Source organism: Salinisphaera aquimarina, from assembly GCF_042643355.1.
Taxonomy (GTDB): Bacteria; Pseudomonadota; Gammaproteobacteria; order Nevskiales; family Salinisphaeraceae; genus Salinisphaera; species Salinisphaera aquimarina.
The window spans coordinates 1-23,650 of record NZ_JBHRSS010000007.1 but is presented as its reverse complement, the minus strand read 5'-3'; the positions used below and the strand labels follow the sequence as shown (position 1 = coordinate 23,650).

The window sequence follows — 23,650 nt, the reverse complement described above, 5'->3', positions numbered from 1 at the left end:
AGTCGTAATCACTACTGAGTTGGAATTGGTGCGTGCGCCTGCGCTCCTGTCGGATTACGCATTCGACTGATTCGACATACAAAAACCGCGACCTTGAGCGAGCGACAGCGAGCTTGTCTGTATTGGGTCCCCTTGGGCGTAGCGCCGAGCAGTGGAGGCCGAAAGAGAAAAAGACGGCCGGATGTTTGAGCGCAGCGAGTTTCCGGCTGTCCTCTTTCGGCCGGAGCCGCGCAGGGCACCGATGCGAAGCATCGGCGCAAGACAGGGTGCCCTTTGTGTTGGCCACTTATATTTGGGCAAGCAAATATAAGTGGCTCGCACATCAGTGCGAAACCCCAAATCGCAATTGCCCTTGATCGTTAATTTAACGCTCACCAATCTGACTAAACATTTCAACGCGGGGCGATACGCGTTAGGCAGCCGCGGATACTATAGTGTCGTAATCAATTAGTGCCGCGTTTGATACAAAGGCCGCTGAATAGGTTAAACAAAACCGGCTGCTTGACGCATAACGCAAGATCTGAGCCGGCCCCAATTACCGCGCAAGCCTTATGAACTCCTAAAATGCAGAGTACTTATGCAAGTTAAAGAGATAGTAGAGACTCGCTTTCAGAACTGCTTTTGTTGTCGAATCCTGAGCTTGAGGAAGCTATCCGAATTCTAAAGGAATTTGGGTTTCTGGAAGAGATAGGCCAAAATTTCAAAATACCAATGCTTTATCGTGACGGCCTCGGAATGATACAAGGCAAAGGCTTTTAAGCTCGTCATCACACGGAGCCACACGAAGGAGTCCAACGTCATGGAACGAACATAACGTGCGCCAGAACAATGGTGCCGCGGTTGATTTAAGCCCGCCAAGGACCATATCCTCATCCGCATTAAGAGCGAACAGCAATCATGGCCACTTACACTAAATCTCCCGAAGCCATCTCCAAGCTGGACCAGAACCAATACTGGGTAACCCAGGAAAGCGGCACCGAGCCGCCCGGCACCGGCGAATACCTGAACAACAAGCAACCCGGCATTTACGTCGACATAGTCTCCGGCGAGCCGCTCTTCGCCTCGAGCGACAAATACGAATCCGGCTGCGGCTGGCCAAGCTTCACGAAGCCGATCCAGCCCGCCTACGTGAACGAGCTGAGCGACGACTCGCACGGCATGACCCGCACCGAGGTGCGCTCGACGCACGGCGATAGCCATCTCGGCCACGTGTTTCCGGACGGCCCGGCCGATCGCGGCGGCCTGCGCTACTGCATCAATTCGGCGTCGTTGCGCTTCATCCCGAAAGACGAGATGGAAGCCGAAGGCTACGGCGAGTATCTCGATCAGGTAGAAGACGTCTGACTGCAGGCGAACCTGCCAAGACCAAAAAAGCGATACTGGCGGGCGGTGTTGCCGGGGCGTGCAGTATATGATCAGCCGCTACTGAGGCGCGATCCGCGGGGACAGGCTAAGAGACCGACTTCGAGTCGGGCCTGTTCTTCTAGGCCGACGTCGTGCTCTGGCCCGATCGTTCGCTGGCCGCGGCGGGGCTAGCGGTCACGCGTTTCCTCGGCCTCCCGCAATACCCGGTTACTGGTTCGGGCCACGGTCCAGCCGATCAGTACGACGACGATGATCGTTGCGACGAGGCCGCCGCCGTAGAGCAGCCATTCGTTGCTGCCCCATTGGGACGGCTTCGCGGCGCCGATCAGTTTCTGGCCGCTGGCGCCGAGCCAGATCAGAAAGAGCTTGATCGGGAGCATGCCGAGAACAGAGGCGGCGAGGAACGTCGACCAGCGGATGGTGCTGGCGCCGAGCACGTAGCTGGTCAGGTTGAAGGGCACGACCGGCGACAGCCGGATCAGTACGGTGATCCAGAAACCGCGCTGTTCGACGGCGGCTTCGATCTGCCGGGCGAGCCGTTTGCCCTCCAGCTTTTTCGATACCCAGTCGCGTGCGAGCCATCGTCCGCACGCGAAGCCGATGTTCGCGGCGAGCAGGGCGCCGGCTATTACCGCCGCGCCGCCGATCCAGAACCCGAAGAGGGCGCCGGCGATGAGTTCGACGAGGCCGGTGGGCGCGGCCAGTGCTCCGAGCGCGCCGTAGATGAGCGCAAAAAGAATCGGGCCGACCCAGCCCAGCGATTCGAACTGGCTGCGTGTATCCCGAAACAGCTGCCCGACGTCGAAGACCGTCGAACCGAGCACGAAAATGAGGACCGCGATCGCGAGAAGCGCGAGGCGTAGCAGGTTCTTTTTCGACAAGGCCATTTACCGGGGAAAACAAGCGCGGGCGGGATGGCGCGTGACCGCCTGTATCCAATGTGATGCGCGGGCGTCGGGATAGAATGGGTTCACGAGCACGGAACGCGGGCATTGTATCGTGCATTCTGTCGCACGGGCCTGACCGCCAGCGGCCTGTGACGAACGGAGGAGAGCCCATAAGAAAAGGCGGGACCTGTCGGCCCCGCCTTTTTCAATCTACGACTTTACAGTCGTGTCCGTCAGAACATCTCCGAGGCGTCCACTTCCCGTTCGCCGCCGGTCTCGCCGTAGCGGTTGTTGATGTAGTCGCCGGTGATCATTTCCTTGTAGCTCATGCCGGGGCCGACCATCGGGTAGACGCCGGCATCAGGGTCGATCATCACTTCGAGGAACGCCGGGCCCTGGAAGTTGAGGAATTCCTCGATCACGCGGGGCAGGTCGGCCGGGTTCTTCAGACGCGCGGCATATTCGAAGCCGTCGGCCTCGGCGGCCTTGACGAAGTCCTTCTTGTGCAGCGACTTGTCGGACGCCGACAGGCGGCCCTTGAAGAACAGCTTCTGCCACTGCTTGACCATGCCGTCGCCGTTGTTGTTGAGCACGACGACCTTCACCGGCAGGTTGTAGGTGGTCACGGTCTCCATCTCGCCGATGTTCATGCGGATGGAGGCATCGCCGTCGATATCGATGACCAGCTTGTCGCGGCGGGCGAAGGCGGCGCCGATGGCGGCCGGCAGGCCGAAGCCCATGGTGCCCATCGAACCGGAGGTCAGCCACAGGCGCGGTTCGCGGAAATCGAAGTACTGGGCCGCCCACATCTGATGCTGGCCGACGCCGGTGCTGATGACCGCGCGGCCATCGGTATGCCGGTTGATCTGCTCGATCACGGCGTAGGGCTGGATCATCGCGGTGTCTTGCGCGTAGCCCATCGCATAGTCGCGCTTGAGTTCGGCGACGTGTCCATGCCAGGTCGAGAAATCCCTGGTAAAGGCGTTTTCACGGCCGTGCGCGAGAATCCGCGCCAGGCTGGGCGAGAACAGGCCGACGTGATGCCAGTCCACGGCCTTGACCTTGCCGATCTCGGAGGCATCGGCGTCGAAGTGGGCCAGCGCCTTGGCGTTGGGCGCGAACTTGTCGGGCACGCCGGCGACGCGGTCGTCGAAACGCGCGCCAATGGCGATGAGAAAATCACAGTCGTCGACCGCGTAGTTGGCGAACGCGGTGCCGTGCATGCCCAGCATATGCAGCGACAGCGCATCGGTGGTGTCGAACGCGCCGATGCCCATGAGCGTGGTCACCACCGGAATACCGAAGGCCTGGGCGAGGGCGCGCAGTTCGCTGGCGGAATCGGAGTTGATCACGCCGCCGCCGGCATAGATGAGCGGGCGTTCGCTGGCACCCAGCAGCTCGAAGAACTTCGCGCACTTGGCGTCGGACAGCTCGCTTTCGCGCAGGTCGCGCATGCGCTGGCGATAGCCGGGCACGGCGAGCACGCCTTCGCCGCGGAAAGCGCCTTCCCAGTTTTGTACGTCCTTGGGCACGTCGATGACGACCGGGCCGGGGCGGCCTGAGCGGGCGATCTCGAAGGCCGTGCGCACGGTGGCTTCCAGCTTGTCCGGATCGGTGACGAAGAACACGTGCTTGGCGGCCGAACTCATGATGTTGGACACCGGCGCTTCCTGAAACGCATCGGTGCCCACGGCGGCACGCGCGACCTGGCCGCAGATCAGCACGATCGGCACCGAGTCGGCCATGCAGTCGCGGATCGGGGTGACACAGTTGGTCGCGCCCGGGCCGGAGGTGACCATGGCCACGCCCACCTTGCCGGAGGCGCGCGCATAGCCGGCGGCCATGAAACCCGCGCCCTGTTCGTTGGCGGGCACGATCAACGGCATCTGGTCGTGATTGTCTGCGTTGAAGCGGAAGATCGCGTCATAGGTCGGCAGAATCGCGCCGCCGGAATAGCCGAAAATCGTGTCCACGCCCTCGTCCGCCAGTACCTGCACGATCACTTCCGCACCCGAAAGTACGGTCCCACTCAAGGGATGCGGATCGGTCGAGGCATTGGCGTACTGAGCGTGGCTCATGGGGTCACCCATATTGCAGCGTGGAAAACCGTGAATTATAGCGCACAAGAACATGCCGTCGGCCAGCATTGGCACCGTTTTCGGGCTTTGTCGGTTGCTTCGTCACCACTTTGGGCGTATTTTGCGCGCTTTGCACGCGCGCCCACCGCAACAATTCCAAAGGCTCGACAGGCATGCGACACGTCATATCGGTATTGATGGCCAATGAAGCGGGTGCGCTCGTGCGTGTGGCCGGCATGTTTTCGCAGCGCGGTTTCAATATCGAGACGCTGAACGTGGGGCCCACGGAAGACCCGTCCGTGTCCCGGCTGACGCTGGTGACCGAAGGCACGGAGGACGTGGTCGAACAGATCAACCGTCAACTGCTCAAGCTGGTCGACGTGATCGACGTCCTCGACATGACCGGCGATGCCCACCTCGAACTGGAACTGGCGCTGATCAAGGTTCGTCACGGCGACCCCGAGATCTCGATCAAGGCGTTGGCGGATGCCTATGACGTGCGCTCGGTCGACGAGGACGCCGAGGTCGAGACGCTGCAGTTCATCGGCACCGGTGACGAACTCAACACATTCGTGGCCACGCTGGAGAATGCCGGCGTGCTCATGGAACTGGCCCGTAGTGGCGCGGTGACCATGACGCCGGGCGCGGTCGGCCTGCGCTACAACGAAGCCGACGCCGATCCCGGCCAGTCCTGAACCCATATCTAATCGCCACGGCCCGCGGCGGTCGTGTCCCAACGTAAAGAACCAGGAGAAAGACCTTGAGCATGAACGTGTACTACGACAAGGACGGTGATCTGTCCCTGATCCAGAGCAAGAAAGTCGCGATCATCGGCTACGGCTCGCAGGGCCACGCCCACGCCAACAACCTCAAGGATTCCGGTGTCGATGTCGTCGTCGGCCTGCGTGAAGGCTCGTCCTCGGCCAAGAAAGCCGAGAACGCCGGCCTCAAGGTCGCCAGCATCGAAGAGGCGACCGCTTCCGCCGACGTGGTGATGCTGCTCACCCCGGACGAACTGCAGGTTTCGCTCTACAACGACAAGATCGAGCCCAACATCAAGCAGGGTGCGACGCTCGGTTTTGCCCACGGCTTCAACATTCATTTCGATCTGATCGAGGCCCGCAAGGACCTGGACGTGATCATGGTCGCCCCCAAGGGCCCGGGCCATCTCGTGCGTACCACCTATGAAAAGGGCGGCGGTGTGCCGAGCCTGATCGCGGTCGCGCAGGATGCCTCCGGCCAGGCCAAGGACGTGGCCCTGGCCTACGCCGTGGCCAACGGCGGCGGCCGTGCCGGCGTCATCGAGACCACCTTCCGCGCCGAGACCGAAACCGATCTGTTCGGCGAGCAGGCCGTGCTCTGTGGCGGCACCATCGCCCTGATCCAGGCCGGGTTCGAGACGCTGGTCGAAGCGGGCTACGAGCCGGAAATGGCCTATTTCGAGTGCCTGCACGAAGTGAAGCTGATCGTGGACCTGATCTACGAAGGCGGCATTGCCAACATGCGCTACTCGATCTCCAACACCGCCGAGTACGGCGACATCACCCGCGGCCCGCGTCTGATCACCGACGAGACCAAGGCCGAGATGCGCAAGATCCTCGCGGAAATCCAGACCGGCAAGTTCGCGCGCGAGTTCATCGGCGAGCACCAGGCCGGCAACCCGACGCTCAAGGCGAGCCGTCGTCTGGCCGCCGAGCATCCCATCGAACAGGTCGGCGACAAGCTGCGCGGCATGATGCCGTGGATCGCCAAGGACAAGATTGTCGACAAATCGCGCAACTAGGCAGAAGCTGATCAATAGTTGGCGTTACCGGTAGCGGTATGCGGCGCAAGACACTGTTCCACATCGTGCCCGAAGGCTGGGCTGTCCTGATCGGGCTGACGGTCGCGTTCTTCATCGTGAACGCGGCGGTCGGCCTGTGGTGGGCGATCCCGCTGCTGGTGCTGATCGTGGCGGCCATCCTGTACTTTCGCGACTCGCCGCGGAACGTGCCGGCAGAGCCGCTGGCGGTCATCGCACCGGTGGACGGGACCGTGGTCCACCGGCGCGAATGCTACGACCCGTTTCTCGATCGCGAAGCGATCAAGGTATCGCTGCGTGTGGACGTGCTGGGCGCCTACCTGCTGCGGTCGCCGGTCGAGGGCACGGTGCTCGAACTGACCGGCGAAGCGGTCGACAAGCTCGACGGCGTCGCTTCGCGTATTCGTACCGACGAGGGCGACGATCTGGTGATGGTCATCCGCGAGGGCAGCCTGTTCGGGGCCCGACCGTGTCGCAGCAGTTTCGGCGAACGGGTGGGTCAGGGCCGCTGCTGCGGGCAGCGTCGTCTGGCACGGCGGGTCGAGCTGTATCTGCCGGTCAATTCGCGCGTCGAAGTAGAGCTCGGCACTCATGTGAAAGCGGGCGCATGTGTGCTCGCCAAACTTGTGCACAAGCAAAGTGCCGCGCCGCGCGGTGATTCGGGCGACGCCGGCCATCTGGCGGCCTCTGCCTGAGCGTCGTCATCGGCTTTCGGTAGGCGCCACAGCCTGCCTCGTTTAGAGTGAACTCATGTCCGATCCAGCGCCAGAAGCGGCCACGCGCCGCAAACGCGGCATCTATCTGCTGCCCAACCTGTTCACCACGGGTACGCTTTTCGCGGGCTTCTACTCGATCATCGCCGCGACCCAGGGTCGTTTCGTGGTGGCCGCGGTGGCGATCTTCGTGGCCATGCTCACCGATATGCTCGATGGCCGCGTTGCCCGGCTGACCAATACCGAAAGCGATTTCGGCATTCAGTACGACAGCCTGGCCGATCTGGTGGCATTCGGTCTGGCCTCCGGTCTGCTGGCGTATTTCTACAGTCTCGAGAGCCTGTCCTACTACAGTGACGTGGCCGGCAAGCTGGGCTGGCTGGCGGCGTTCTTCTACACCGCGGCCGCGGCGCTGCGTCTGGCGCGTTTCAACATCACCCGCGGCGGGGCAGTGGAGAAGAAGGTTTTTCTCGGCCTGCCGAGTCCGGCCGCGGCCGGTCTGCTGGTGGGCTTTGTCTGGGTGGGCGCCGACTTCGGCATCGACGGCAGCACGCTCGTGCTCTTCGTGTTCGCGCTTACGGTCGCCGCCGGCGTGCTCATGGTCAGCAGCGTGCGCTACAACAGCTTCAAGGATCTGAATTTTGGCGAACGGGTACCGTTTCGCTACATCCTGTTCATGCTGATCGTGTTCGTGCTGATCATTCTGGACCCGCCGCGCATCCTGTTTCTCGGCTTCCTGGCGTATGCCTTGTCGGGGCCGGTGTTCGCGCTGCGCCGTCTGCGCCGCCGCAAGCGTTGAGCCAGTAAAGCGGGGCTTAGCCGTGCCGCGACGAGCAACTCGCGGGCGGACTCACAGCGCGACGAGAACGGTGCGGGAGCACCTCGTAGAAACCCGCCCCGGTATCGTCATATAACAATTTTTTAACGGGTTGCCTATTAGAGTTACCTGCTGATTTACTTCCGTCTATAGGTGAAGCCGGCGCATGCCCGATCAGCCGATCAGTCTCAGCGTTGTCGTGCCGTTCTATAACGAGCAGGGCAACGTGGCGCCGCTACTCGACGAAATCCACGATCTGCTGGCCGGGCGACACGTACTGGAAATCGTGGCGGTCGACGACGGCTCCAGCGACGCAACCATGACCGAACTGCGGGCTGTTCAGACGCGCATGCCGGCACTGACCGTGTTCATGCATGCGCGCAACAGTGGCCAGAGTTCGGCACTTGCCACGGGCATACGAGGGGCACGTGCGTCGCTCATCGCCACTCTCGACGGCGACGGCCAGAATCCGCCCGCGGCTATACCGTCGCTGCTCGCCGCCCATGCTGCCCATGCCGCCCATGCAACGGACCGTGTGCTCGTGGTGGGGCGCCGTCAGCGGCGACGCGACAACCGCCTGCGCCGGCTGTCCTCGCGTGTAGCCAACGGTGTTCGCCGCCGTTTGCTCCGCGACGGCTGCGACGATACCGGCTGCGGCTTGAAGGTGTTCGACCGGGCGCTGTTCCTCGGGCTGCCGGGTTTCGATCATATGCATCGTTTTCTTCCCGCGCTCGCCGCGCGTAGCGGCGCGCGCGTGATCAACGTGGACGTGGCCCATCGCGAGCGCGCCCACGGCCACTCCAAATACGGCGTCGGCAATCGTCTGTGGGTCGGGATCGTCGACATGCTGGGGGTGCTCTGGCTGCAGACACGTCCGCTGGTCGCCGCTGATGATGTGCGCGAGCATCGCGGTTCATGAGCCTGGGTGACTATTCCACCGCCCAGCTGGTATGGCTGGGCATCGGTTTTGCCGGCCAGGCGCTGTTCTCCGCCCGTTTTCTGCTGCAGTGGCTGGCCAGCGAGAAGGCCGGGCGCAGCACCATCCCGATCGCGTTCTGGTATTTCTCCATAGGCGGCGGCCTGACGCTGTTCTGCTACGCCCTGCGCCAGGGTGATCCAGTCTTCATTCTCGGCCAGGGCGCGGGCGTGTTCATCTATGCGCGCAATCTGTGGCTGATCCACTCGGAGCGGCGCAGCGCGGCGCACGAGCAGCCCGCGGACCGTTGCTGACGTGACCTGCAGCCGTTTCGACTGGATCGCGATGACGCTGCTCGGCGCGCTCGTACTGGGCGTCGCGCTCGGCGGTAGCACCACGATTCCGCTGGACTCGCACGAGGTCTATGTCGCCCAGACCGCCGAGAACATGATCGAGAGCGGCGACTGGGTGGTGCCGCGTCTCAACGCGCAGCCGCGCTTGACCAAGCCGCCGCTGAGCTACTGGGCGACCGCCGTGGTCGCGCTGGTCGGCGCCGATCACCAGGTGCGGCCGCTGGACGTGCGCATGCCGTCGATCGTCGCCGGGCTCGGCCTAGTCTGGCTGGTGTTTCTCATCGGCCGCGGCGAACGCGACAGCGCCACCGGGCTGCTGGCCGGTCTGATCGCGTTGACCTCCATCGGTTTCTTTCGCTACGTGCATGACGGCCGGCCGGACATGCTCTATACATTCTTCGCCACGCTCATGGTGTTCGCCTGGTGGGCCGGCGGTCGAGCAGGACACATGGCCGGCATGCGCGCCTGGGGCCTGGTGTTCTGGGCCGCCTTCGGCCTGCATGTGCTGACCAAGGGCCCCCAGTTCGGAGCGGTCATCCTCGCGGCCTGCCTGATCCACGCCCTGTGCGTGCCGGGCGAGCGACGACGTCTGCTGGTGCGCTTGCAGCTGTTGCCGGGTCTGCTGCTGTTCGCCGTCCTCGTAGTGCCCTGGTGGTGGCTTCTGGACCAGCGCATCGGCCCCAGTCTCGAGCAATCGCAGCTGTCCGGATCCCTGCTCACCGTCGATCCATTGCGGCTGCTGAATCCGTATTACTGGCTGCGCACCCCGCTGCAATGGGCGCCGTGGCTGGTCGCGATCGTGCCCGCGGCGACGGTGGCGTGGTCGGAGCGCGATCGAACGCCCGGGCTGCTGGCGCTGGTGGTGTTGCTGCCGGTCGTGATCTTCACACTCGGGCCACAGTATCGGGAAATCTACATGCTGCCGTCGATGGCCCCGGCGGCGTTGCTGCTGGCCTTCGGTGTCGAGCGCCTGACCGTGTCCATCCATCGCCGGGCACGCGTCGGTCTCTACGCGCTGGCGCTGTTTCTGTTCGTGTTCTGTATCGGCGGCTGGATATGGCTCGGGCTCAATGCCGGCGGCGGCTGGGCTGCGTTCGCGCTATGTGCGCTGGCAACGGCCGTATTGCTCGTGCTGGCCGCGATACGCCTGCGCCAGACCCGACGTGGCGTGATCAGCCTGCTGGGCATCGCGATGGCGGCGGCGTTGATGCAGGCCGCAGTCGTGCCCGTCGTGTGGAGCGCCAGCCGTTATACCGACCGGGCGCTGGCGATGCGGCTGCTGCCGTTTCGTGACCGGCCCATGGCAGTGTTCGATCATCTCGCATCGGACGTTTTTGTCTATTATCTGGACCGGCCGATCACCGAACTCCGGGACGAGGCGGCGCTCTGTGCCTGGCTGGCCGATCCGAGTCATCGCAGCGGCCTGTTGCTCTACAACCCGCTCGATGCGCGCCGCGTGACGGCGACAGCGCCCGGGCTGAGCCGGCTGATGGCATCGCCCGGCAGCGAACGCTCCGCGGTCATCGTGGCGCGGGCGGGCGCGCCGGCAAAGGGTTGTCAGACCGCCGCGCGCTGACACAGCGGCTGCCAACTGTCGCGCAAGCGGTTACGCTATCGACATGAACAGCCGTGATCGACAGCAGATGCGTCATGCGTTGGGCCTCGTTGAGTGGCAGCCGCGCCCCGATGGGCCGCTCGTCGTTGCGGGCTCGATGCGGGCCGGGGCGCCGGCGGAGCCGGCCGAGGACGAACCGCGGCTGGTCGCCTCGCCTGCCGAACCGCAGCCCGTGTCGCCGCTGGCGCCAGCGTCCGAATCGCCAGCGCCTGAACTCGCCGAGGCGCCAGCGCCTGCCGCGGCCGGTGACGCGACGCCCTCGCCACCCGCGGATGCGGTGCCCTGGCCGGACGATGGTGACGCGGACCTCGCAGCGACGTTCCAGTCCGAAGACGCGCCCGAGGCCGAAGCCGGCCCGCCGAAGGGTCGCGTATCGCCGACGCGCGACATGAGCTGGGAACAGCTGGAGGCGTGGCTCGGCGAGCAGGATCATCGCGGCGCACAACGGCCGGTTTTCGGTGTCGGCGCGCGCGATGCCGATGTGCTCATCGTCGGCGAAGCCCCGGGCGCCAGCGAGGACGCGCAGGGCGTGCCCTTCGTGGGTCGCGCGGGCAAGCTGCTCGATCGCATGCTGTTCGCGATCGACTGCTCGCGCCAGACCAACGTCTATATCACCAATATCTGCAAGTTCCGGCCGCCCGACAACCGCGACCCGAACGCAGACGAGGTGGCGGCCGACTGGCCGGTGCTGGAACGCCAGATCGAGCTGATGAATCCGAAGCTCGTGGTCGCGGTCGGCCGTGTGGCCGCGCAGACGCTGCTCGACAGCAAGGAAGCCCTGGGCAAGATGCGCGGGCGTCTGCATCAGTATCCCAAGCGCGAACTCGATGTGCTGGTGACCTATCATCCGGCGTTTCTGTTGCGTAGCCCGCAGCAGAAAACCAAGGCATGGGAGGATCTCATGCGTATCGCCGACCATATCGGCAAGGCGACGCACACTGCATGAGTGCCGAACCGCGCCAGCTGATTCACGTGCGTAGCATGCGTGCGCGCGATGTGCCCGCCGTGCTGGCCATAGAGCAGGTCTCCTACGGCTATCCCTGGAGTGAGCGCATATTCCGCGATTGTCTGCGCGTGGGGTATCGCGGCTGGGTAGCGACGGCTCTCGACGATCAGGTGGTGGGTTATGGCATGTTGTCGGTCGCGGTCGGCGAGGCGCATGTTCTCAATCTGTGCGTGGCGCCGGATTTTCGCGGCCTCGGGGTTGCCGGGCTGATGCTCGAGGCGATGATCACCCAGGCCGAACTCGAACGCGCCGAGTCCGTTCTACTGGAAGTGCGCCCGTCCAACAGCGCGGCCCGGCGCCTGTACAAACGCCGCGGCTTCAAGCGCATTGCGACCCGCCCCGGTTACTATCCCTCACCCGACGGGCGTGAAGACGCTCTGCTGCTGGCGCTGGAACTCGATTTCTGAACCGGAACCCCGTTATGTCGACTGCCGAGAATCGCCGTGCCCAGCTGGGTTGGGCCGTCTACGACTGGGCGAATTCCGCCTTCGCGACGACCGTGGTCGCCGGTTTCTTCCCGATCTTCTTCAAGACCTACTGGAGCGCCGGCAATGCGCACGAAACCAGCACGCTGCAACTGGGGGTGGGCAGTGCGCTGGCCAGTCTCGTGGTGTTGTTGCTGGCGCCGCTGCTGGGGGCGATCGGTGATCGCAGCCGCCGCAAGAAACTGGGGCTGGCGCTGTCGACGGGCTTGTCGGTGCTCGCCACGGCGGCTCTGTTCGTGGTGGGCGAGGGGATGTGGCTGCCGGCACTTGCCCTGTTCGTGCTCGCCTCGATCGGCTTTTTCCTGGCGATGGTGTTCTACGACAGCCTGATCGTCGATGTCTGCGGCGCCGACGAGTACGACCGGGTGTCGGCGCTTGGCTATGGCCTGGGCTATCTGGGCGGCGGTCTGCTTCTGGCGCTCAACGTCGCGATGACGCTCAAGCCGGAACTGTTCGGGCTGGCCGATCGGGCGGCGGCGGTGCGCTGGTCGTTTCTGAGCGTGGCGGTGTGGTGGGCGCTGTTCTCGGTGCCGGTGTTTCTGTTCGTGGACGAAGGCCGCACGAAAGACACACCGAGCGCGATGGACGCGCTGCGCGGCGGCGTGGCGGAACTCCGGCATACCGCGACGCGCATCCTCGGCGAACGTGAAGTGTGGGTGTTTCTGCTGGCCTACTGGCTGTATATCGACGGCGTGCACACCATCATCCGCATGGCCGTGGATTTCGGACTCAACCTCGGTTTCGGCCAGACGAGCCTGATCGGCGCGCTGCTGCTGGTTCAGTTCATCGGCTTCCCCGCGGCGGTCGGCTTTGGCTGGCTGGCGCAGCGCTGGGATACCAAGAAAGCGATCTATCTCGGGTTGTTCGTGTATGCGTGCATCACCGCCTGGGGCTACTTCCTGGTCAACGTCTGGCAGTTCTATGTAATGGCCGCGGTGATCGGGCTGGTGCAGGGCGGTGTGCAGTCGCTGTCGCGCTCGTATTTCGCGCGTCTGATCCCCGATGGCAAGGCCGGCGAATATTTCGGCATCTACAACATGATGGGCAAGTTCGCCGCCGTCATCGGCCCGCTGCTGGTCGGTGTGACCGCCGCGATGACCGGCAGCCCGCGCCTGTCGATTCTGTCCGTGCTGGTACTTTTCGTGGCCGGGGGCTGGCTGCTCACGCGCGTCGATGCGCGCAAGGCGGCGGGTAGTGCCTGAGACCGGCTAACCGCTGATCTGGCTGTCGTCCCGCGGCGGCGCCTTCATCCAGGCCTGCACGGCTTCGGGCAGTTCGCGCGGCTGCGGGTCGTAGCCCTGGCCGCGGAGCCAGTCACGTACTGCAAGCCCGGTGCCGCCCGGCCAGTATTTGGCTTCGGACTTGGCGACGTGGAAGTAGTCGATCAGTTCCGGATCGAGGCTGATTTCGCCCTCACCGATCAGGTGATAGGCCAGCAGCAGCTGGTTCTTGCGCGCGAAGCCGTAGGCGCCGACGAAGGTGGTGATGGTGGCGTCGATGCCGAGTTCCTCGGCGACTTCCCGGACCACACCGTCCTCCGGGGTTTCGCGAGGCTCCAGAAAGCCGGTGATCAAGCCGTACATGCCTTCGGGCCAGAGCGCGTTGCGCGCGAAAACCAGTTGCCCCTCGTGTTCGACGATGCCGGCCACGACCGGGATCGGGTTGTCCCAGAACACGAAACCGCAGTCGCCGTCGGGGCACAGCGGGCGTTCGAAGCCGCCGATATCCCGGTGCACCAGGCGTTGCGCGCACACGGGGCAGAATTGACGGTTGTCCTGCATGATCTAGTCTCTTGTTGAAGCGGTGGTGGCGCCGCGCGCGCGGCGTTGGCGCGACGGCCTGAAGTCGCGTGCGTGGCGGATGAATATATCGCGTTCGGCCTGCTGCTTCTCGTCACCGGCCAGCGGCGCATAGCGTAACCGTACATAGCGTTGCGCGAGCGCGCGAACGGCCACCGCGAGATCGGGGCGACTGGCAGCCACGCGCTCGCCGAATGCTCTCGGGCCTTCTTGAACTGCGCGCGGGTGGCCTGCAGCCGCAAGCCGCGCACAGACGGTTGCCCAGGCGCGTACGACCGGGTCAGGGTGTGCGCGGCGGCGCATCTGCCAGGCAAGCCACAGCGATACCAGTGCAAGCATGGCGATCATTGCCGCGGTAAGCGCGAGCAGGGCGCGGGTCCAGCCAGCCAGGCCCAGCGCGTCGAGCACCTGCTGCTGCAGTTGTGGGCCGTAGGCAAGAAACCAGCGATTCCAGCCTGCGTTGACCCCGTCCCAGAGCATCTGCAGGCGATACCAGGCCTGGCCGCCGGCGCGCGCCATGTAGGGCAGGGCGCTGTTGTCGGCCAGCGAGGCGGAGACGCCCGATTCGATCCGTTCGGGCGCTACCGCGGCGGTCGGGTCCACGCGTGTCCAGCCCTGGCCGTCGAGCCACACTTCGGCCCAGGCGTGGGCATCGGAATTGCGCACGACCCAATAGTCGCCCACCAGCGCGGCTTCGCCGCCCTGATAGCCGGTCACCACGCGCGCCGGCACGCCCGCGGCACGCATCAGAAAAGTGAACGCGCCGGCATAGTGTTCGCAAAACCCCTGGCGGGTACGGAACAGAAAATCGTCGATACGCGCATTGCGGCGCGTGCGTTCCGGCGACAGCGTATAGACGAACGGCTGCTCACGAAAACGCCGCAGTGCAGCGGCCACGATCGCGGGCGGCGCCAGGCCCTGATCGACCCAGTGCCGGGCCAGCGCGCGCGCCCGCGGATTGCCGTCGACCGGCAGCAGGAGGGCACGCCGACGACTGGTTGCTGGCAAACGGGAATCGAGCCGCGCGCCGCTGAGCGAGGTGGCGACATAGCGGGTGCGGGTATCGATATCGTCGTCGCTGGAGAGGGTCGCCCCGGCGCCCCGGCGCGATTCGCGGTCGACCGACTGCGGCACGTCCAGAGCGATCAGCCAGTCCTGCCGCGTCGGCTCCAGGGTGATATCCACCCGCCAGCGCCGGCTGTCGGGCCCGGCATCGACCGTGGCCTCGGGCAGACGCCGATTGGCTTGATTGACCTCCCAGCTCTCGCCGTTGAAATCCCAGAGCACCGGGCCGCGCCAGTAGCGCTGCGCCGGCGGCGGAACGCCGTCGATAAAGCGCGCGCGCAGGGCGACGCCCTCGGACAGCGCGAGATTGGTGATGCTGCCGGGCGACATGCTGTCCGACAGACCGCTGACGGCACGCGCGCCGGCGTCCGAGGGCAGTCCCCAGATCGGTCCCGGAATACGCGGAAACAACACGAACAGCAGGGCGGCGATAGGCAGGGCCTGCAGCAGCAGGCGCGCGCTGTCTGACAGGGCGATGCCGGTGGTGGTGCGGCTGCCGATATCCACGAACGCCGCTACCACCAGCCAGGTGCCCAGGATCAGATAGGCCGCCATCGCCAGACTCTGCGAGAACAGAAACTGGGTGATTAGCAGGAAACACAGCAGCGACAGAAACACCATCGCGTCGCGATGGCTGCGAATCTCGCAGAGCTTGAGGGCGAGCATCAGCAACAGCAGCGACACCCCCGCTTCCTGGCCGTTGACGCGGCCAAAGGCCGCGAAGACGGTGACGAATACCGCGGCCGCCAACAGAAACCGGACGAGGCGGCCCGGTTGCGGCCAGTTGCGCCAGGCGGCAAGCCCTTGCCAGGTCACGATCGGCACGGTCAGTGCCAGCACCCAGAGCGGCAGGTGAAAGACATGGGGCAGCGCGATCAACACCAGGCAGACCGCGAGCCGCAGGCGCTGGCTGGCGGTTGGGGCGTCGGCGACCCGGCGTACCCCTGCGCGTCGGCGTCGTATGCGCGCCATCATGCCAGGGCGAGCGCGCGCAGGCAGGCCAACCTATGGCTGCGGCCCACGTCCGGCCCCAGTTGGGTATTGGGCAGCCGCAGGCCGTAGACACGTCCCTGGCGTTCGGCCTGCATCACCCACAGCGCGAGTTGCGACAGACGTGCCTCGCGCTCCATGGCGCCGAGTCGGTCGTAGTCGAGCCAGAGGATATCCGCGACGCGGTCGGCGTACTCGCGCACCAGCAGGTCGTCGCTGCGGGCGCTGGCTTTCCAGTCGATATGCCGCGGCGAATCACCGCGCACATAGGGCCGGTGGCCGATGAACTCGTCGTGGCCGCGGACATGGCGGCTATCGGCATTCTCAGCGCCGCCGGCGGGCACCGGCAGACGTTCCCGGCCGACGCAGCGCGGATAGACCAGCACCTCGGCGCGTGGCGCGAGCCAGCTCCAGCTGCGGAACAGGCCGATCGGGTAAGTGCTTTCGATACGCAGCCGGGGGCAGGGCAGAGGGCCGCGGACCTTGGCCGGGGCCGCTACCGTGACCGTGACGGTCGCGCTGCTGGCGATATCCACGCGCGGGTTGGCCGGTTGCGCGTCGGTGCAGAGACGCACCGATCGCCGGGCACGGCGTGCCTGATGCGCGAGCGTGATCTGGAACCGTACGCTCTCGCCGGCGAACACCGGGCGCGCATGTACCGCCTGGATTTCCAGCCCGAGCAGATTGCGGTGGGCATGATGCATGGACACGAGCGCGATGGCCGCCAGCCAGAACGTCAGCGCAAAGCCCAGACTGTTGCTGTAATTGGTGGCGCCCAGCAGCATGACGATCAGCAGCACGGCGAACAGGCCGCCGCTGCGGGTCGGCAGGATATACAGGCGGCGACGGGATACGCTCAGCGGCAGCGCGGCCGGTGGCAAACGCCGCTCGATGAAACGCTGCCGTGCGCGGCGTAACCGCGTGTCCAGAGCGGCGCGCATGACGTCAATCTATGGCGACGTGTTCGAGCAGTAGTGTCGAGGCCTTGGCAGTGTCGCTGTCGCGTCGTGCCAGGCGATGATCGACGACCGCGGGCAGAATTGCCTGTACGTCCTCCGGGATCACGAAATCGCGTCCGTCCAGCAGGGCCCAGGCCTGGGCGGCTCGCCGCATCGCCAGGCCGGCACGCGGCGACAGCCCCTGCTCGAACAGCCCGGGCCGGCGACTGTAGTGAATCAGGCGCAACAGGTAGTCGAGAATCGCGTCGCGTGTCTCGACCGCGGCCGCGGCGCGCTGCCATTTCAGCAGCAGGGCGGCGTTCGCCTGGGCCATCAGAGGTTTGCCGCGGCGCTGGCCTTCCGCGAGCAGCTGTCGTTCCGCGTCGGCGGGCGGGTAACCCAGGCCGATGCGCATCAGAAACCGATCCAGCTGCGAATCCGGCAGCGCAAAAGTGCCGCTGTGATCGACCGGGTTCTGGGTCGCGATCACGACAAACGGCGCGGCCAGTGCGCGGGTCCGGCCCTCGACGCTGACCTGACCTTCGGACATGGCTTCAAGCAGCGCGCTCTGGGTGCGTGGGCTGGCCCGGTTGACCTCGTCGGCGAGCACGAGTTCCGCGAAGATCGGCCCGGGCGTGAAGTGGAAAGCCGCCGCGTTGCGATCGAAGATCGAGACCCCGAGGATGTCGCTGGGCATAAGATCGCTGGTGAACTGGATACGCGAGAACGACAGGCCGAATACCTGTGCCAGGCTGTGTGCGAGCGTGGTCTTGCCCACCCCGGGCACGTCCTCGATCAGCAGATGACCCTCTGCCAGCAGACAGGTCAGCGCCAGCGTCAATTCATTCGGCTTGCCCAGAATCCGGGTCGACAGCGTCGCCTGGATCGTATCCAGCGCGTCGTGGATGGGCGGGCTCGAGCCGGGCGCAGTGGCCCGATCGACAGGGGAAATCGGTGTCATTCAAGGAACCTCTGATCTAGTCATACGCGGATCTTGTTTGAGTCCTAAAAGGCGCAGATACAATGCGCATGGCGCCGTGCCCGGGCCAATCCCGGGTCAATCCCTGCAACGCCGTAGGTGGGCCTTTTAGGCCAAACCGGATGCGTAGCATCTGCGCGAAGCGCGCGGCCGGGCCTGCGCGCGCGTCTGGGCAGCGTTATTCGTCGCTCATGTGCAGTAAGCACATTTCTCTCCTCATGCCTTGCCCGCGCGCGCAAGAGACTCCGGCACGACCGCGGATGACTAAATCAGAGGTTCCCCAAGGACATCGGCAGTGACCGCGAGAATATGAGGCAGCCTACCCGAGCGGCTTTGCGTTGACATCCTTCTGCGGCCGGGTAATCTGAAAAGATAAATTGACAAAAACAGGGCGCGTACCGGGCCCGGGAGAAACCATGAGAGCCAGTCGTTTGCGGGCCGCGTTCGCGGCTTTCATTGTTGTCGCGTGGATACCCTACGCACAGGCGGCCGATACGGACATGGCCGCGGTGCTGGACGCCGCGACGCAGGCGCCGGGGCCGCAGCTGGACGTGGACCCGCAGATGCTGGCCGATGCGCTGGAGTGCGCCGACGCAACGGATACGGTCCGGCCGGGCGCTGTGCTGCTGGTCCACGGCACCGGACTGACCGCGACCGAGAGCTGGCGCAAGACCTATGTGCCTGCCCTCACCAGCGACGGATACAGCACTTGTACGGTACGTCTGCCGATGCGCGCGCTCTCGGATGCCCAGGTATCGAGCGAATACGTCGTCTACGCGCTGCGCGAGATGTATACGCGTTACGGCGACCGCATCAGCGTGATCACCCACAGCCAGGGTGCGCTGGAAGCGCGCTGGGCGATCAAGTTCTGGCCGGATATCCGCGACAAGGTCGACGACGTGATCATGCTGTCCGGGTCGAGTCACGGCACCCTGGTCGCGGACGTTGTATGCCTGCAGAAGCTCAAGGGCTGTACCGAATCGGTCGCCCAGCAACGGCCGGGCTCGCAGTTTCTCGCCGCGCTCAACAACGGTGACGAGACGCCGGGCGATATCGACTACAGCAGTATCTACAGCTACACCGACGAAATCGTGGTCACCAGTGCGCTCGATCCATCGCCGGCGCTGGCCGGTGCCAGCAACGTGGCGGTCCAGGATATCTGCCCGGGCCGTCCGGTGATGCATATCCCGATGATCACAGACGCGGTGGCCTATGCGCTGGCGCGGGACGCGCTCGACCACGAGGGCCCGGTGGACCCGGCACGCATCGATCGCAAGGCCGCGTGCACGCGGCTGGTGGCGCGCGACATGACCCCGGTCGATGCGCTGATCAATGTGTCGACGTATCTACCGGCTGGCGCGTCGATCTTTCTCACCCGCGGCATGAATGAGCCGCCGTTGATGGATTACGCCGCGGCCCAGCTGCCCGACGACGCCTATGCGCCGTCGTCGCGGCCGATTCGGTCGTTGCTGTCGTCCGCGCTGTCGCTGGGGCCGTCCTTGCGCTGATAGTCGCCCTCGATGACCGAACTGGGCTTGCTGCGGGCCTCGCCGCGGCCGGCATAGCGCGCACCCGCGCCCGGCGCCGCCTGCATGATCACCACTTTCGACAGCAGCCGCCGGGCGATCTTCTCGCGCAGACCGGGTATCAGTAGCACGAAGCCGAAGGCATCGGAGATGAATCCGGGGGTGAGCAGCATGAAGCCGGCGAACAGCAGCGCCGCACCATCGAGCAGCGGCAGGGCGGGGGTTTCCCCGCGTGCCTGGGACTCGCGGATACGCTGCAGCACCGTCAAGCCCTGACGACGGACCAGCTGGCTGCCAACGAAGGCGGTGACGATCACCAGCGCGATGGTCGGCAGAAAACCGATCAGGCCGCCGACCTTGATCAGCAGCATCAGCTCCACGATCGGCAGGACGATGAATAGCAGTAGAAGTCTCAGGGCCATGATGATTCTCGTGTAACGAAGCCTATAAGGCCGCGATGCGCTCGCGTTGTTCGGCAAGCTCCGCGGACTCGCGCTCGGCGTTGGCCTGTTGTTCGCGCGCCTTGTCCACCACCTCGGCGGGCGCCTTGGCCACGAACGACTCGCTGGACAGGCGTCCACGGATGCCGTGGAGATCTTTTTCCAGCTTGGCGATACGCTTGTCCAGGCGCGCCAGCTCGGCGTCCTTGTCGATGAGTCCGGCCAGCGGTACCAGCAACTGCATGCTGCCGACCATGGCGGTCGCCGCTTCGGGTGCCTCGGCGGCGCTTACCGCGTCGACCGATTCCACACCGGCGAGGAAATCGATCGACGGGCGATGCCGGACCAGGCGTGCACGATCGTCGTCGGAGGCGTTGGCCACCAGCAGCGGAATCCGCTGTTTCGGGGCGATATCCATTTCACCGCGGATCTGGCGCAGACCATCGATGACGCCGCGCAGCCAGTCGATCTCGGCTTCGGCGTCCGGATTGTGCTTGCTGTCATCGGCGGCCGGGAAGGGCTGCACGGAAATACTCTCGCCCCCGGCGGCCAGGGCCTTGCCACGGACCAGCGGGGCCACGCGCTGCCAGATTTCCTCGGTGATGAACGGCATCAGCGGATGGGCCAGACGCAGCGTGGTTTCCAGCACGCGCAGCAGGGTGAGCTGGGTGCCGGCCTTCTGGGCGGCGCTGGCGTCGCCCTGCATCACCGGCTTGACCAGTTCCAGATACCAGTCGCAGAAGGTATGCCAGATGAAGTCGTGGATGGCCTTGCTGGCCAGATCGAAACGATAGGCATCGAACTGCCTGGCCACTTCTGTTTCCGCGACCTGCAGGCGGGAGATGATCCATTCGTCGGCGGCCGACAACTCGACGGCCGACTCCGGCGCCGGCGTGTAGTCGTCGTCGATCTGCATGAGCACGAAACGGGCGGCGTTCCAGAGCTTGTTGCAGAAGTTGCGATAGCCCTCGACCCGGCCCAGATCGAAGCGGATGTCACGACCCGGCGAGGCGAGTGCCGCAAAGGTGAAGCGCACCGCATCCGTGCCGTAGGCGGCGATGCCGTCGGGGAACGCCTTGCGGGTCGCCTTCTCGATTGCTTTGGCCTTCTGCGGCTGCATGAGCCCGCCGGTACGCTTGGCCACCAGGGCTTCGAGCTCGATGCCGTCGATCAGGTCGATGGGGTCCAGCACGTTGCCCTTGGACTTGGACATCTTGGCGCCGTCGTTGTCGCGCACCAGACCGTGGACGTAGACCTCGTGGAAGGGCACGTCGTCCATGAACTCCAGCCCCATCATGATCATCCGGGCGACCCAGAAGAAGATGATGTCGAAACCGGTGACCAGCACGCTGGTCGGATAGAAGCGCTTGAGCGCCTCGGTCTGCGCCGGCCAGCCGAGCGTGGAGAACGGCCACAGCGCGGACGAGAACCAGGTGTCGAGCACGTCCTCGTCCTGGGTCAGGACGATGTCCTCGCCGAGACCGTGCCGGGCGCGGACCGCGGCTTCGGACTTGCCCACGTAGAGCTGGCCGGCGTCGTCGTACCAGGCCGGGATGCGATGGCCCCACCACAGCTGGCGGCTGATGCACCAGTCCTGGATATTGCGCATCCATTCGAAATAGGTCTTGTCCCAATTGCCGGGCACGAACTTGATACGGCCGTCCTCGACCGCCTTGATCGCCGGCTCGGCGAGCCTCTTCGCATCCACGAACCATTGGTCGGTGAGCATCGGCTCGATGACCTCGTTGGAGCGGTCGCCGTAGGGCTGCATGATGGTCTTGTCTTCGACCGTGATCATCAGGCCCTCGCCGTCGATGGCGTCGACGATGCGCCGCCGTGCCTCGTAGCGATCGAGGCCGCGGTATTCGTCGGGCACGAGATTGATCGCGTCGACCTGCTTGGCGTCCGGCTTGTCGCCGCTGCGCACGATCTCGGCGGCGGCTGCCGCGGCCTGCACATAGGGCGCGCCGTCGCTGCGCAACGCGGCCTTGCGGTCCATCAGGCGATAGAGCGGAATAGCGTTGCGCTGGGCGACCGCGTAGTCGTTGAAGTCATGGGCGCCAGTGATCTTGACCGCACCCGAGCCGAATTCGGGATCGGGATATTCGTCGGTGATGATCGGGATCAGCCGGCGGTGCTCCTTCGGCCCGACCGGGATCTCGCAGCGCTTGCCGACAATGGGCGTATAGCGGTCGTCGTCTGGGTGCACCGCAATCGCGCCATCGCCGAGCATGGTCTCGGGGCGGGTGGTGGCAATCGAGATATAGTCGCGCGTCTCGCGCAGCGTAATCTGGCCGTCGGCATCCTTTTCGACGTACTCGTAGGTTTCGGCATCGGCCAGCGGATACTTGAAGTGCCACATCTGCCCGGCGCCTTCACGGTTCTCGACCTCCAGGTCGGAGATAGCGGTATGCAGCACCGGGTCCCAGTTGACCAGGCGCTTGCCACGATAGATCAGGCCTTTTTCGTGCAGTGACACGAACACGTCGCGCACCGCTTCGGACAGGCCGTCGTCCATGGTGAAGCGTTCGCGCGACCAGTCCACCGAGGCGCCCATGCGCCGCATCTGGCGGGTGATATGACCGCCGGATTCGGCTTTCCAGTCCCAGATGCGGTCGGTGAACGCCTCGCGGCCGAGCGAATGACGCGATTCGCCTTCGGCATCCACCTTGCGCTCTACCAGCATCTGGGTGGCGATGCCGGCGTGGTCGGTGCCCGGCTGCCAGAGCGTGGGCTGGCCCTGCATGCGATGAAAACGGGTGAGCGCGTCCATCAGCGTGTGCTGGAAGGCGTGGCCCATATGCAGGCTGCCGGTCACGTTCGGCGGCGGCAGCATGATGCAGTAGGGGTTGCCCGGGGCATCCATGTCGGGCGCGAAATAACCGCGCTCTTCCCAGACGGGATACCAGCGCGCCTCGATGGTGTGGGGGTCGAAGGTCTTGTCCATGTCGGCCATCAAGCGTTGCCTTTGGGCGCCGGATTGTCGGGCCCCGAAGTCGTTATTGAAGCGTCGATACCGCGAGGCGATGCTCGGACGCCGGTGGGCCGTGGATCACGGCCGGTGTCATGACGCGGCGATCTTGTGCGTGGTCAGCGCGTAGCCGCGATCCTTGTAGAAACGATACAGCGAACGGGCGCCCGCCACAGCCGCGGGCGGCACCAGCTCATTGTGGCGTCCAAAGCGCGAGAAGAATCCGGAGGCGTCGCCGCCGACGTTGATCAGTACATCGTCGAAGCCCGCGGGCGGCGCGCCGCTGCCGATGGTGACCGGCGTGAGCCGATCGTCGGCGGCCAGCGCCTCGACCGCACAATGAGGAACGAAGCTGCCCTGGCGAAAGATCCAGAGCAGCTTGTCCAGGCGCGCGACCTGATCCGCGTCGGCTGCGTGCAGATAGACGCGATGCCCGCCTTCGTGGGCTTTTTCGGTCAGCCGGCAGGCAAAGCGTTCGAGTGCGTCCGCGCCGTCCGCCTCGAGAATATAGAAGAAGACTTCCGTCACGACGCAGATGATCCGCGCAACAGCGCTCAGGCCTGCTGCGCGCGATCCACCAGATACTGCACCAGCAGCCCGACCGGGCGGCCGGTCGCACCCTTGTCCTTGCCGGATTTCCAGGCCACGCCGGCGATGTCCAGATGCGCCCAGCGCAGCTTGCGCGCGAAGCGGTGCAGGAAGCTGGCTGCGGTAACCGCGCCCGCGCCCTTGCCGCCGATATTGGCCATGTCGGCGAAGTTGGAATCCAGCTGCGACTGGTAGTCCTCCCACAGCGGCATTGGCCAGGCGCGATCGCCCACGGTCTCGCCGGCGTCGCGCAGGCTGCGGCGCAGCGGGCTGTTGTTGGAGAACAGCCCGGCCGCGTGCGCACCCAGGGCCACCACA

21 protein-coding genes and 1 pseudogene are annotated in these 23,650 nt (G+C 65.1%); 12 read left to right on the top strand and 10 right to left on the bottom strand.

The genetic code is table 11. From position 1 onward, the window contains the following. Positions 1-897 precede the first annotated feature (897 nt). Entirely contained in the window at positions 898-1,344 is a 447-nt protein-coding gene (gene msrB, locus ACFOSU_RS14595; RefSeq protein ID WP_380690670.1) for a peptide-methionine (R)-S-oxide reductase MsrB, read from the top strand. 188 nt (positions 1,345-1,532) lie between these two features. Here the strand turns inward: msrB and ACFOSU_RS14590 are convergent, their stop codons facing one another. After that, the gene (locus tag ACFOSU_RS14590; protein WP_380690669.1) at positions 1,533-2,252 is read right to left on the bottom strand and encodes a TVP38/TMEM64 family protein; all 720 of its coding nucleotides are present in this window, start codon (positions 2,250-2,252) and stop codon (positions 1,533-1,535) included. Positions 2,253-2,485: 233 nt separating this feature from the next. After that, complete coding sequence (gene ilvB / locus ACFOSU_RS14585) at positions 2,486-4,330, bottom strand: biosynthetic-type acetolactate synthase large subunit (protein ID WP_380690668.1); 1,845 nt, start codon at positions 4,328-4,330, stop codon at positions 2,486-2,488. A 173-nt stretch (positions 4,331-4,503) separates the two neighbouring features. Between ilvB and ilvN the strand changes: the two genes are divergently transcribed. From ilvN to ACFOSU_RS14535, 10 genes are all read left to right on the top strand, one after another. Then, positions 4,504-5,025, top strand: a complete 522-nt coding sequence (gene ilvN, locus ACFOSU_RS14580) for an acetolactate synthase small subunit (RefSeq protein ID WP_380690667.1) — start codon at positions 4,504-4,506, stop codon at positions 5,023-5,025. A gap of 71 nt (positions 5,026-5,096) precedes the next feature. After that, on the top strand, positions 5,097-6,113 hold the full coding sequence (gene ilvC / locus ACFOSU_RS14575; RefSeq protein ID WP_380690831.1) for a ketol-acid reductoisomerase: 1,017 nt from the start codon (positions 5,097-5,099) through the stop codon (positions 6,111-6,113). Positions 6,114-6,151: 38 nt separating this feature from the next. Further along, complete coding sequence (locus ACFOSU_RS14570) at positions 6,152-6,826, top strand: phosphatidylserine decarboxylase (RefSeq protein ID WP_380690666.1); 675 nt, start codon at positions 6,152-6,154, stop codon at positions 6,824-6,826. A gap of 55 nt (positions 6,827-6,881) precedes the next feature. After that, positions 6,882-7,643 (top strand): CDP-diacylglycerol--serine O-phosphatidyltransferase, encoded by a 762-nt coding sequence (pssA, locus tag ACFOSU_RS14565; protein WP_380690665.1) that lies wholly within the window; start codon positions 6,882-6,884, stop codon positions 7,641-7,643. Between the two features lie 184 nt (positions 7,644-7,827). Then, positions 7,828-8,580 carry a glycosyltransferase family 2 protein gene (locus ACFOSU_RS14560; RefSeq protein ID WP_380690664.1) on the top strand — a complete coding sequence of 251 codons (753 nt, stop codon included), beginning with the start codon at positions 7,828-7,830 and terminating at the stop codon, positions 8,578-8,580. After that, entirely contained in the window at positions 8,577-8,891 is a 315-nt protein-coding gene (locus ACFOSU_RS14555; protein ID WP_380690663.1) for a lipid-A-disaccharide synthase N-terminal domain-containing protein, read from the top strand. The genes ACFOSU_RS14560 and ACFOSU_RS14555 overlap by 4 nt, the downstream gene beginning before the upstream one ends. Position 8,892: 1 nt before the next feature. Beyond that, positions 8,893-10,506, top strand: a complete 1,614-nt coding sequence (locus ACFOSU_RS14550; RefSeq protein WP_380690662.1) for an ArnT family glycosyltransferase — start codon at positions 8,893-8,895, stop codon at positions 10,504-10,506. Positions 10,507-10,549: 43 nt separating this feature from the next. Then, positions 10,550-11,491 carry a uracil-DNA glycosylase gene (locus tag ACFOSU_RS14545; RefSeq protein ID WP_380690661.1) on the top strand — a complete coding sequence of 314 codons (942 nt, stop codon included), beginning with the start codon at positions 10,550-10,552 and terminating at the stop codon, positions 11,489-11,491. Continuing rightward, positions 11,488-11,958, top strand: coding sequence for a ribosomal protein S18-alanine N-acetyltransferase (gene rimI / locus ACFOSU_RS14540; protein WP_380690660.1), 471 nt, complete (start codon positions 11,488-11,490; stop codon positions 11,956-11,958). Before ACFOSU_RS14545 ends, rimI begins: the two co-directional genes overlap by 4 nt. 14 nt (positions 11,959-11,972) lie before the next feature. After that, the gene (locus ACFOSU_RS14535) at positions 11,973-13,238 is read left to right on the top strand and encodes an MFS transporter (protein ID WP_380690659.1); all 1,266 of its coding nucleotides are present in this window, start codon (positions 11,973-11,975) and stop codon (positions 13,236-13,238) included. 6 nt (positions 13,239-13,244) lie between these two features. On the opposite strand, the gene ACFOSU_RS14530 is transcribed toward ACFOSU_RS14535, so the two are convergent. From ACFOSU_RS14530 to ACFOSU_RS14515, 4 genes are read right to left on the bottom strand one after another with little or no spacing between them, the layout of a single operon-like run. Further along, positions 13,245-13,817 (bottom strand): NUDIX domain-containing protein, encoded by a 573-nt coding sequence (locus ACFOSU_RS14530; protein ID WP_380690658.1) that lies wholly within the window; start codon positions 13,815-13,817, stop codon positions 13,245-13,247. Between the two features lie 3 nt (positions 13,818-13,820). Further along, complete coding sequence (locus ACFOSU_RS14525; RefSeq protein WP_380690657.1) at positions 13,821-15,875, bottom strand: transglutaminase TgpA family protein; 2,055 nt, start codon at positions 15,873-15,875, stop codon at positions 13,821-13,823. Further along, a complete protein-coding gene (locus tag ACFOSU_RS14520; protein ID WP_380690656.1) occupies positions 15,872-16,831 on the bottom strand; it encodes a DUF58 domain-containing protein in 960 nt (319 codons plus the stop codon). Before ACFOSU_RS14520 ends, ACFOSU_RS14525 begins: the two co-directional genes overlap by 4 nt. 4 nt (positions 16,832-16,835) lie before the next feature. Continuing rightward, positions 16,836-17,735, bottom strand: a complete 900-nt coding sequence (locus tag ACFOSU_RS14515; RefSeq protein ID WP_380690830.1) for an AAA family ATPase — start codon at positions 17,733-17,735, stop codon at positions 16,836-16,838. Positions 17,736-18,223: 488 nt separating this feature from the next. Here ACFOSU_RS14515 and ACFOSU_RS14510 point away from each other — a divergent pair, with 488 nt between their 5' ends. Then, a complete protein-coding gene (locus tag ACFOSU_RS14510; RefSeq protein WP_380690655.1) occupies positions 18,224-19,315 on the top strand; it encodes an esterase/lipase family protein in 1,092 nt (363 codons plus the stop codon). Here the strand turns inward: ACFOSU_RS14510 and ACFOSU_RS14505 are convergent. The 4 genes and pseudogenes from ACFOSU_RS14505 to ACFOSU_RS14490 form a co-directional block, all read right to left on the bottom strand. Then, on the bottom strand, positions 19,243-19,755 hold the full coding sequence (locus tag ACFOSU_RS14505) for an FxsA family protein (protein ID WP_380690654.1): 513 nt from the start codon (positions 19,753-19,755) through the stop codon (positions 19,243-19,245). The genes ACFOSU_RS14510 and ACFOSU_RS14505 overlap by 73 nt on opposite strands. Positions 19,756-19,777: 22 nt before the next feature. Beyond that, positions 19,778-22,720: a valine--tRNA ligase gene (locus ACFOSU_RS14500; protein ID WP_380690829.1), complete on the bottom strand. Its 2,943-nt coding sequence runs from the start codon at positions 22,718-22,720 to the stop codon at positions 19,778-19,780. Positions 22,721-22,837: 117 nt separating this feature from the next. Next, positions 22,838-23,272 (bottom strand): DNA polymerase III subunit chi, encoded by a 435-nt coding sequence (locus tag ACFOSU_RS14495; RefSeq protein ID WP_380690653.1) that lies wholly within the window; start codon positions 23,270-23,272, stop codon positions 22,838-22,840. Between the two features lie 26 nt (positions 23,273-23,298). Beyond that, positions 23,299-23,650: pseudogene (locus ACFOSU_RS14490) on the bottom strand (leucyl aminopeptidase); the annotation flags it as partial.

Coding starts and splice junctions, on each gene's coding strand:
- msrB (WP_380690670.1), top strand. CDS start 898: ATGGCCACTTACACTAAATCTCCCGAAGCCATCTCCAAGCTGGACCAG.
- ACFOSU_RS14590 (WP_380690669.1), bottom strand. CDS start 2,252: ATGGCCTTGTCGAAAAAGAACCTGCTACGCCTCGCGCTTCTCGCGATC.
- ilvB (WP_380690668.1), bottom strand. CDS start 4,330: ATGAGCCACGCTCAGTACGCCAATGCCTCGACCGATCCGCATCCCTTG.
- ilvN (WP_380690667.1), top strand. CDS start 4,504: ATGCGACACGTCATATCGGTATTGATGGCCAATGAAGCGGGTGCGCTC.
- ilvC (WP_380690831.1), top strand. CDS start 5,097: ATGAACGTGTACTACGACAAGGACGGTGATCTGTCCCTGATCCAGAGC.
- ACFOSU_RS14570 (WP_380690666.1), top strand. CDS start 6,152: ATGCGGCGCAAGACACTGTTCCACATCGTGCCCGAAGGCTGGGCTGTC.
- pssA (WP_380690665.1), top strand. CDS start 6,882: ATGTCCGATCCAGCGCCAGAAGCGGCCACGCGCCGCAAACGCGGCATC.
- ACFOSU_RS14560 (WP_380690664.1), top strand. CDS start 7,828: ATGCCCGATCAGCCGATCAGTCTCAGCGTTGTCGTGCCGTTCTATAAC.
- ACFOSU_RS14555 (WP_380690663.1), top strand. CDS start 8,577: ATGAGCCTGGGTGACTATTCCACCGCCCAGCTGGTATGGCTGGGCATC.
- ACFOSU_RS14545 (WP_380690661.1), top strand. CDS start 10,550: ATGAACAGCCGTGATCGACAGCAGATGCGTCATGCGTTGGGCCTCGTT.
- rimI (WP_380690660.1), top strand. CDS start 11,488: ATGAGTGCCGAACCGCGCCAGCTGATTCACGTGCGTAGCATGCGTGCG.
- ACFOSU_RS14535 (WP_380690659.1), top strand. CDS start 11,973: ATGTCGACTGCCGAGAATCGCCGTGCCCAGCTGGGTTGGGCCGTCTAC.
- ACFOSU_RS14530 (WP_380690658.1), bottom strand. CDS start 13,817: ATGCAGGACAACCGTCAATTCTGCCCCGTGTGCGCGCAACGCCTGGTG.
- ACFOSU_RS14525 (WP_380690657.1), bottom strand. CDS start 15,875: ATGATGGCGCGCATACGACGCCGACGCGCAGGGGTACGCCGGGTCGCC.
- ACFOSU_RS14520 (WP_380690656.1), bottom strand. CDS start 16,831: ATGCGCGCCGCTCTGGACACGCGGTTACGCCGCGCACGGCAGCGTTTC.
- ACFOSU_RS14510 (WP_380690655.1), top strand. CDS start 18,224: ATGAGAGCCAGTCGTTTGCGGGCCGCGTTCGCGGCTTTCATTGTTGTC.
- ACFOSU_RS14505 (WP_380690654.1), bottom strand. CDS start 19,755: ATGGCCCTGAGACTTCTACTGCTATTCATCGTCCTGCCGATCGTGGAG.
- ACFOSU_RS14500 (WP_380690829.1), bottom strand. CDS start 22,720: ATGGACAAGACCTTCGACCCCCACACCATCGAGGCGCGCTGGTATCCC.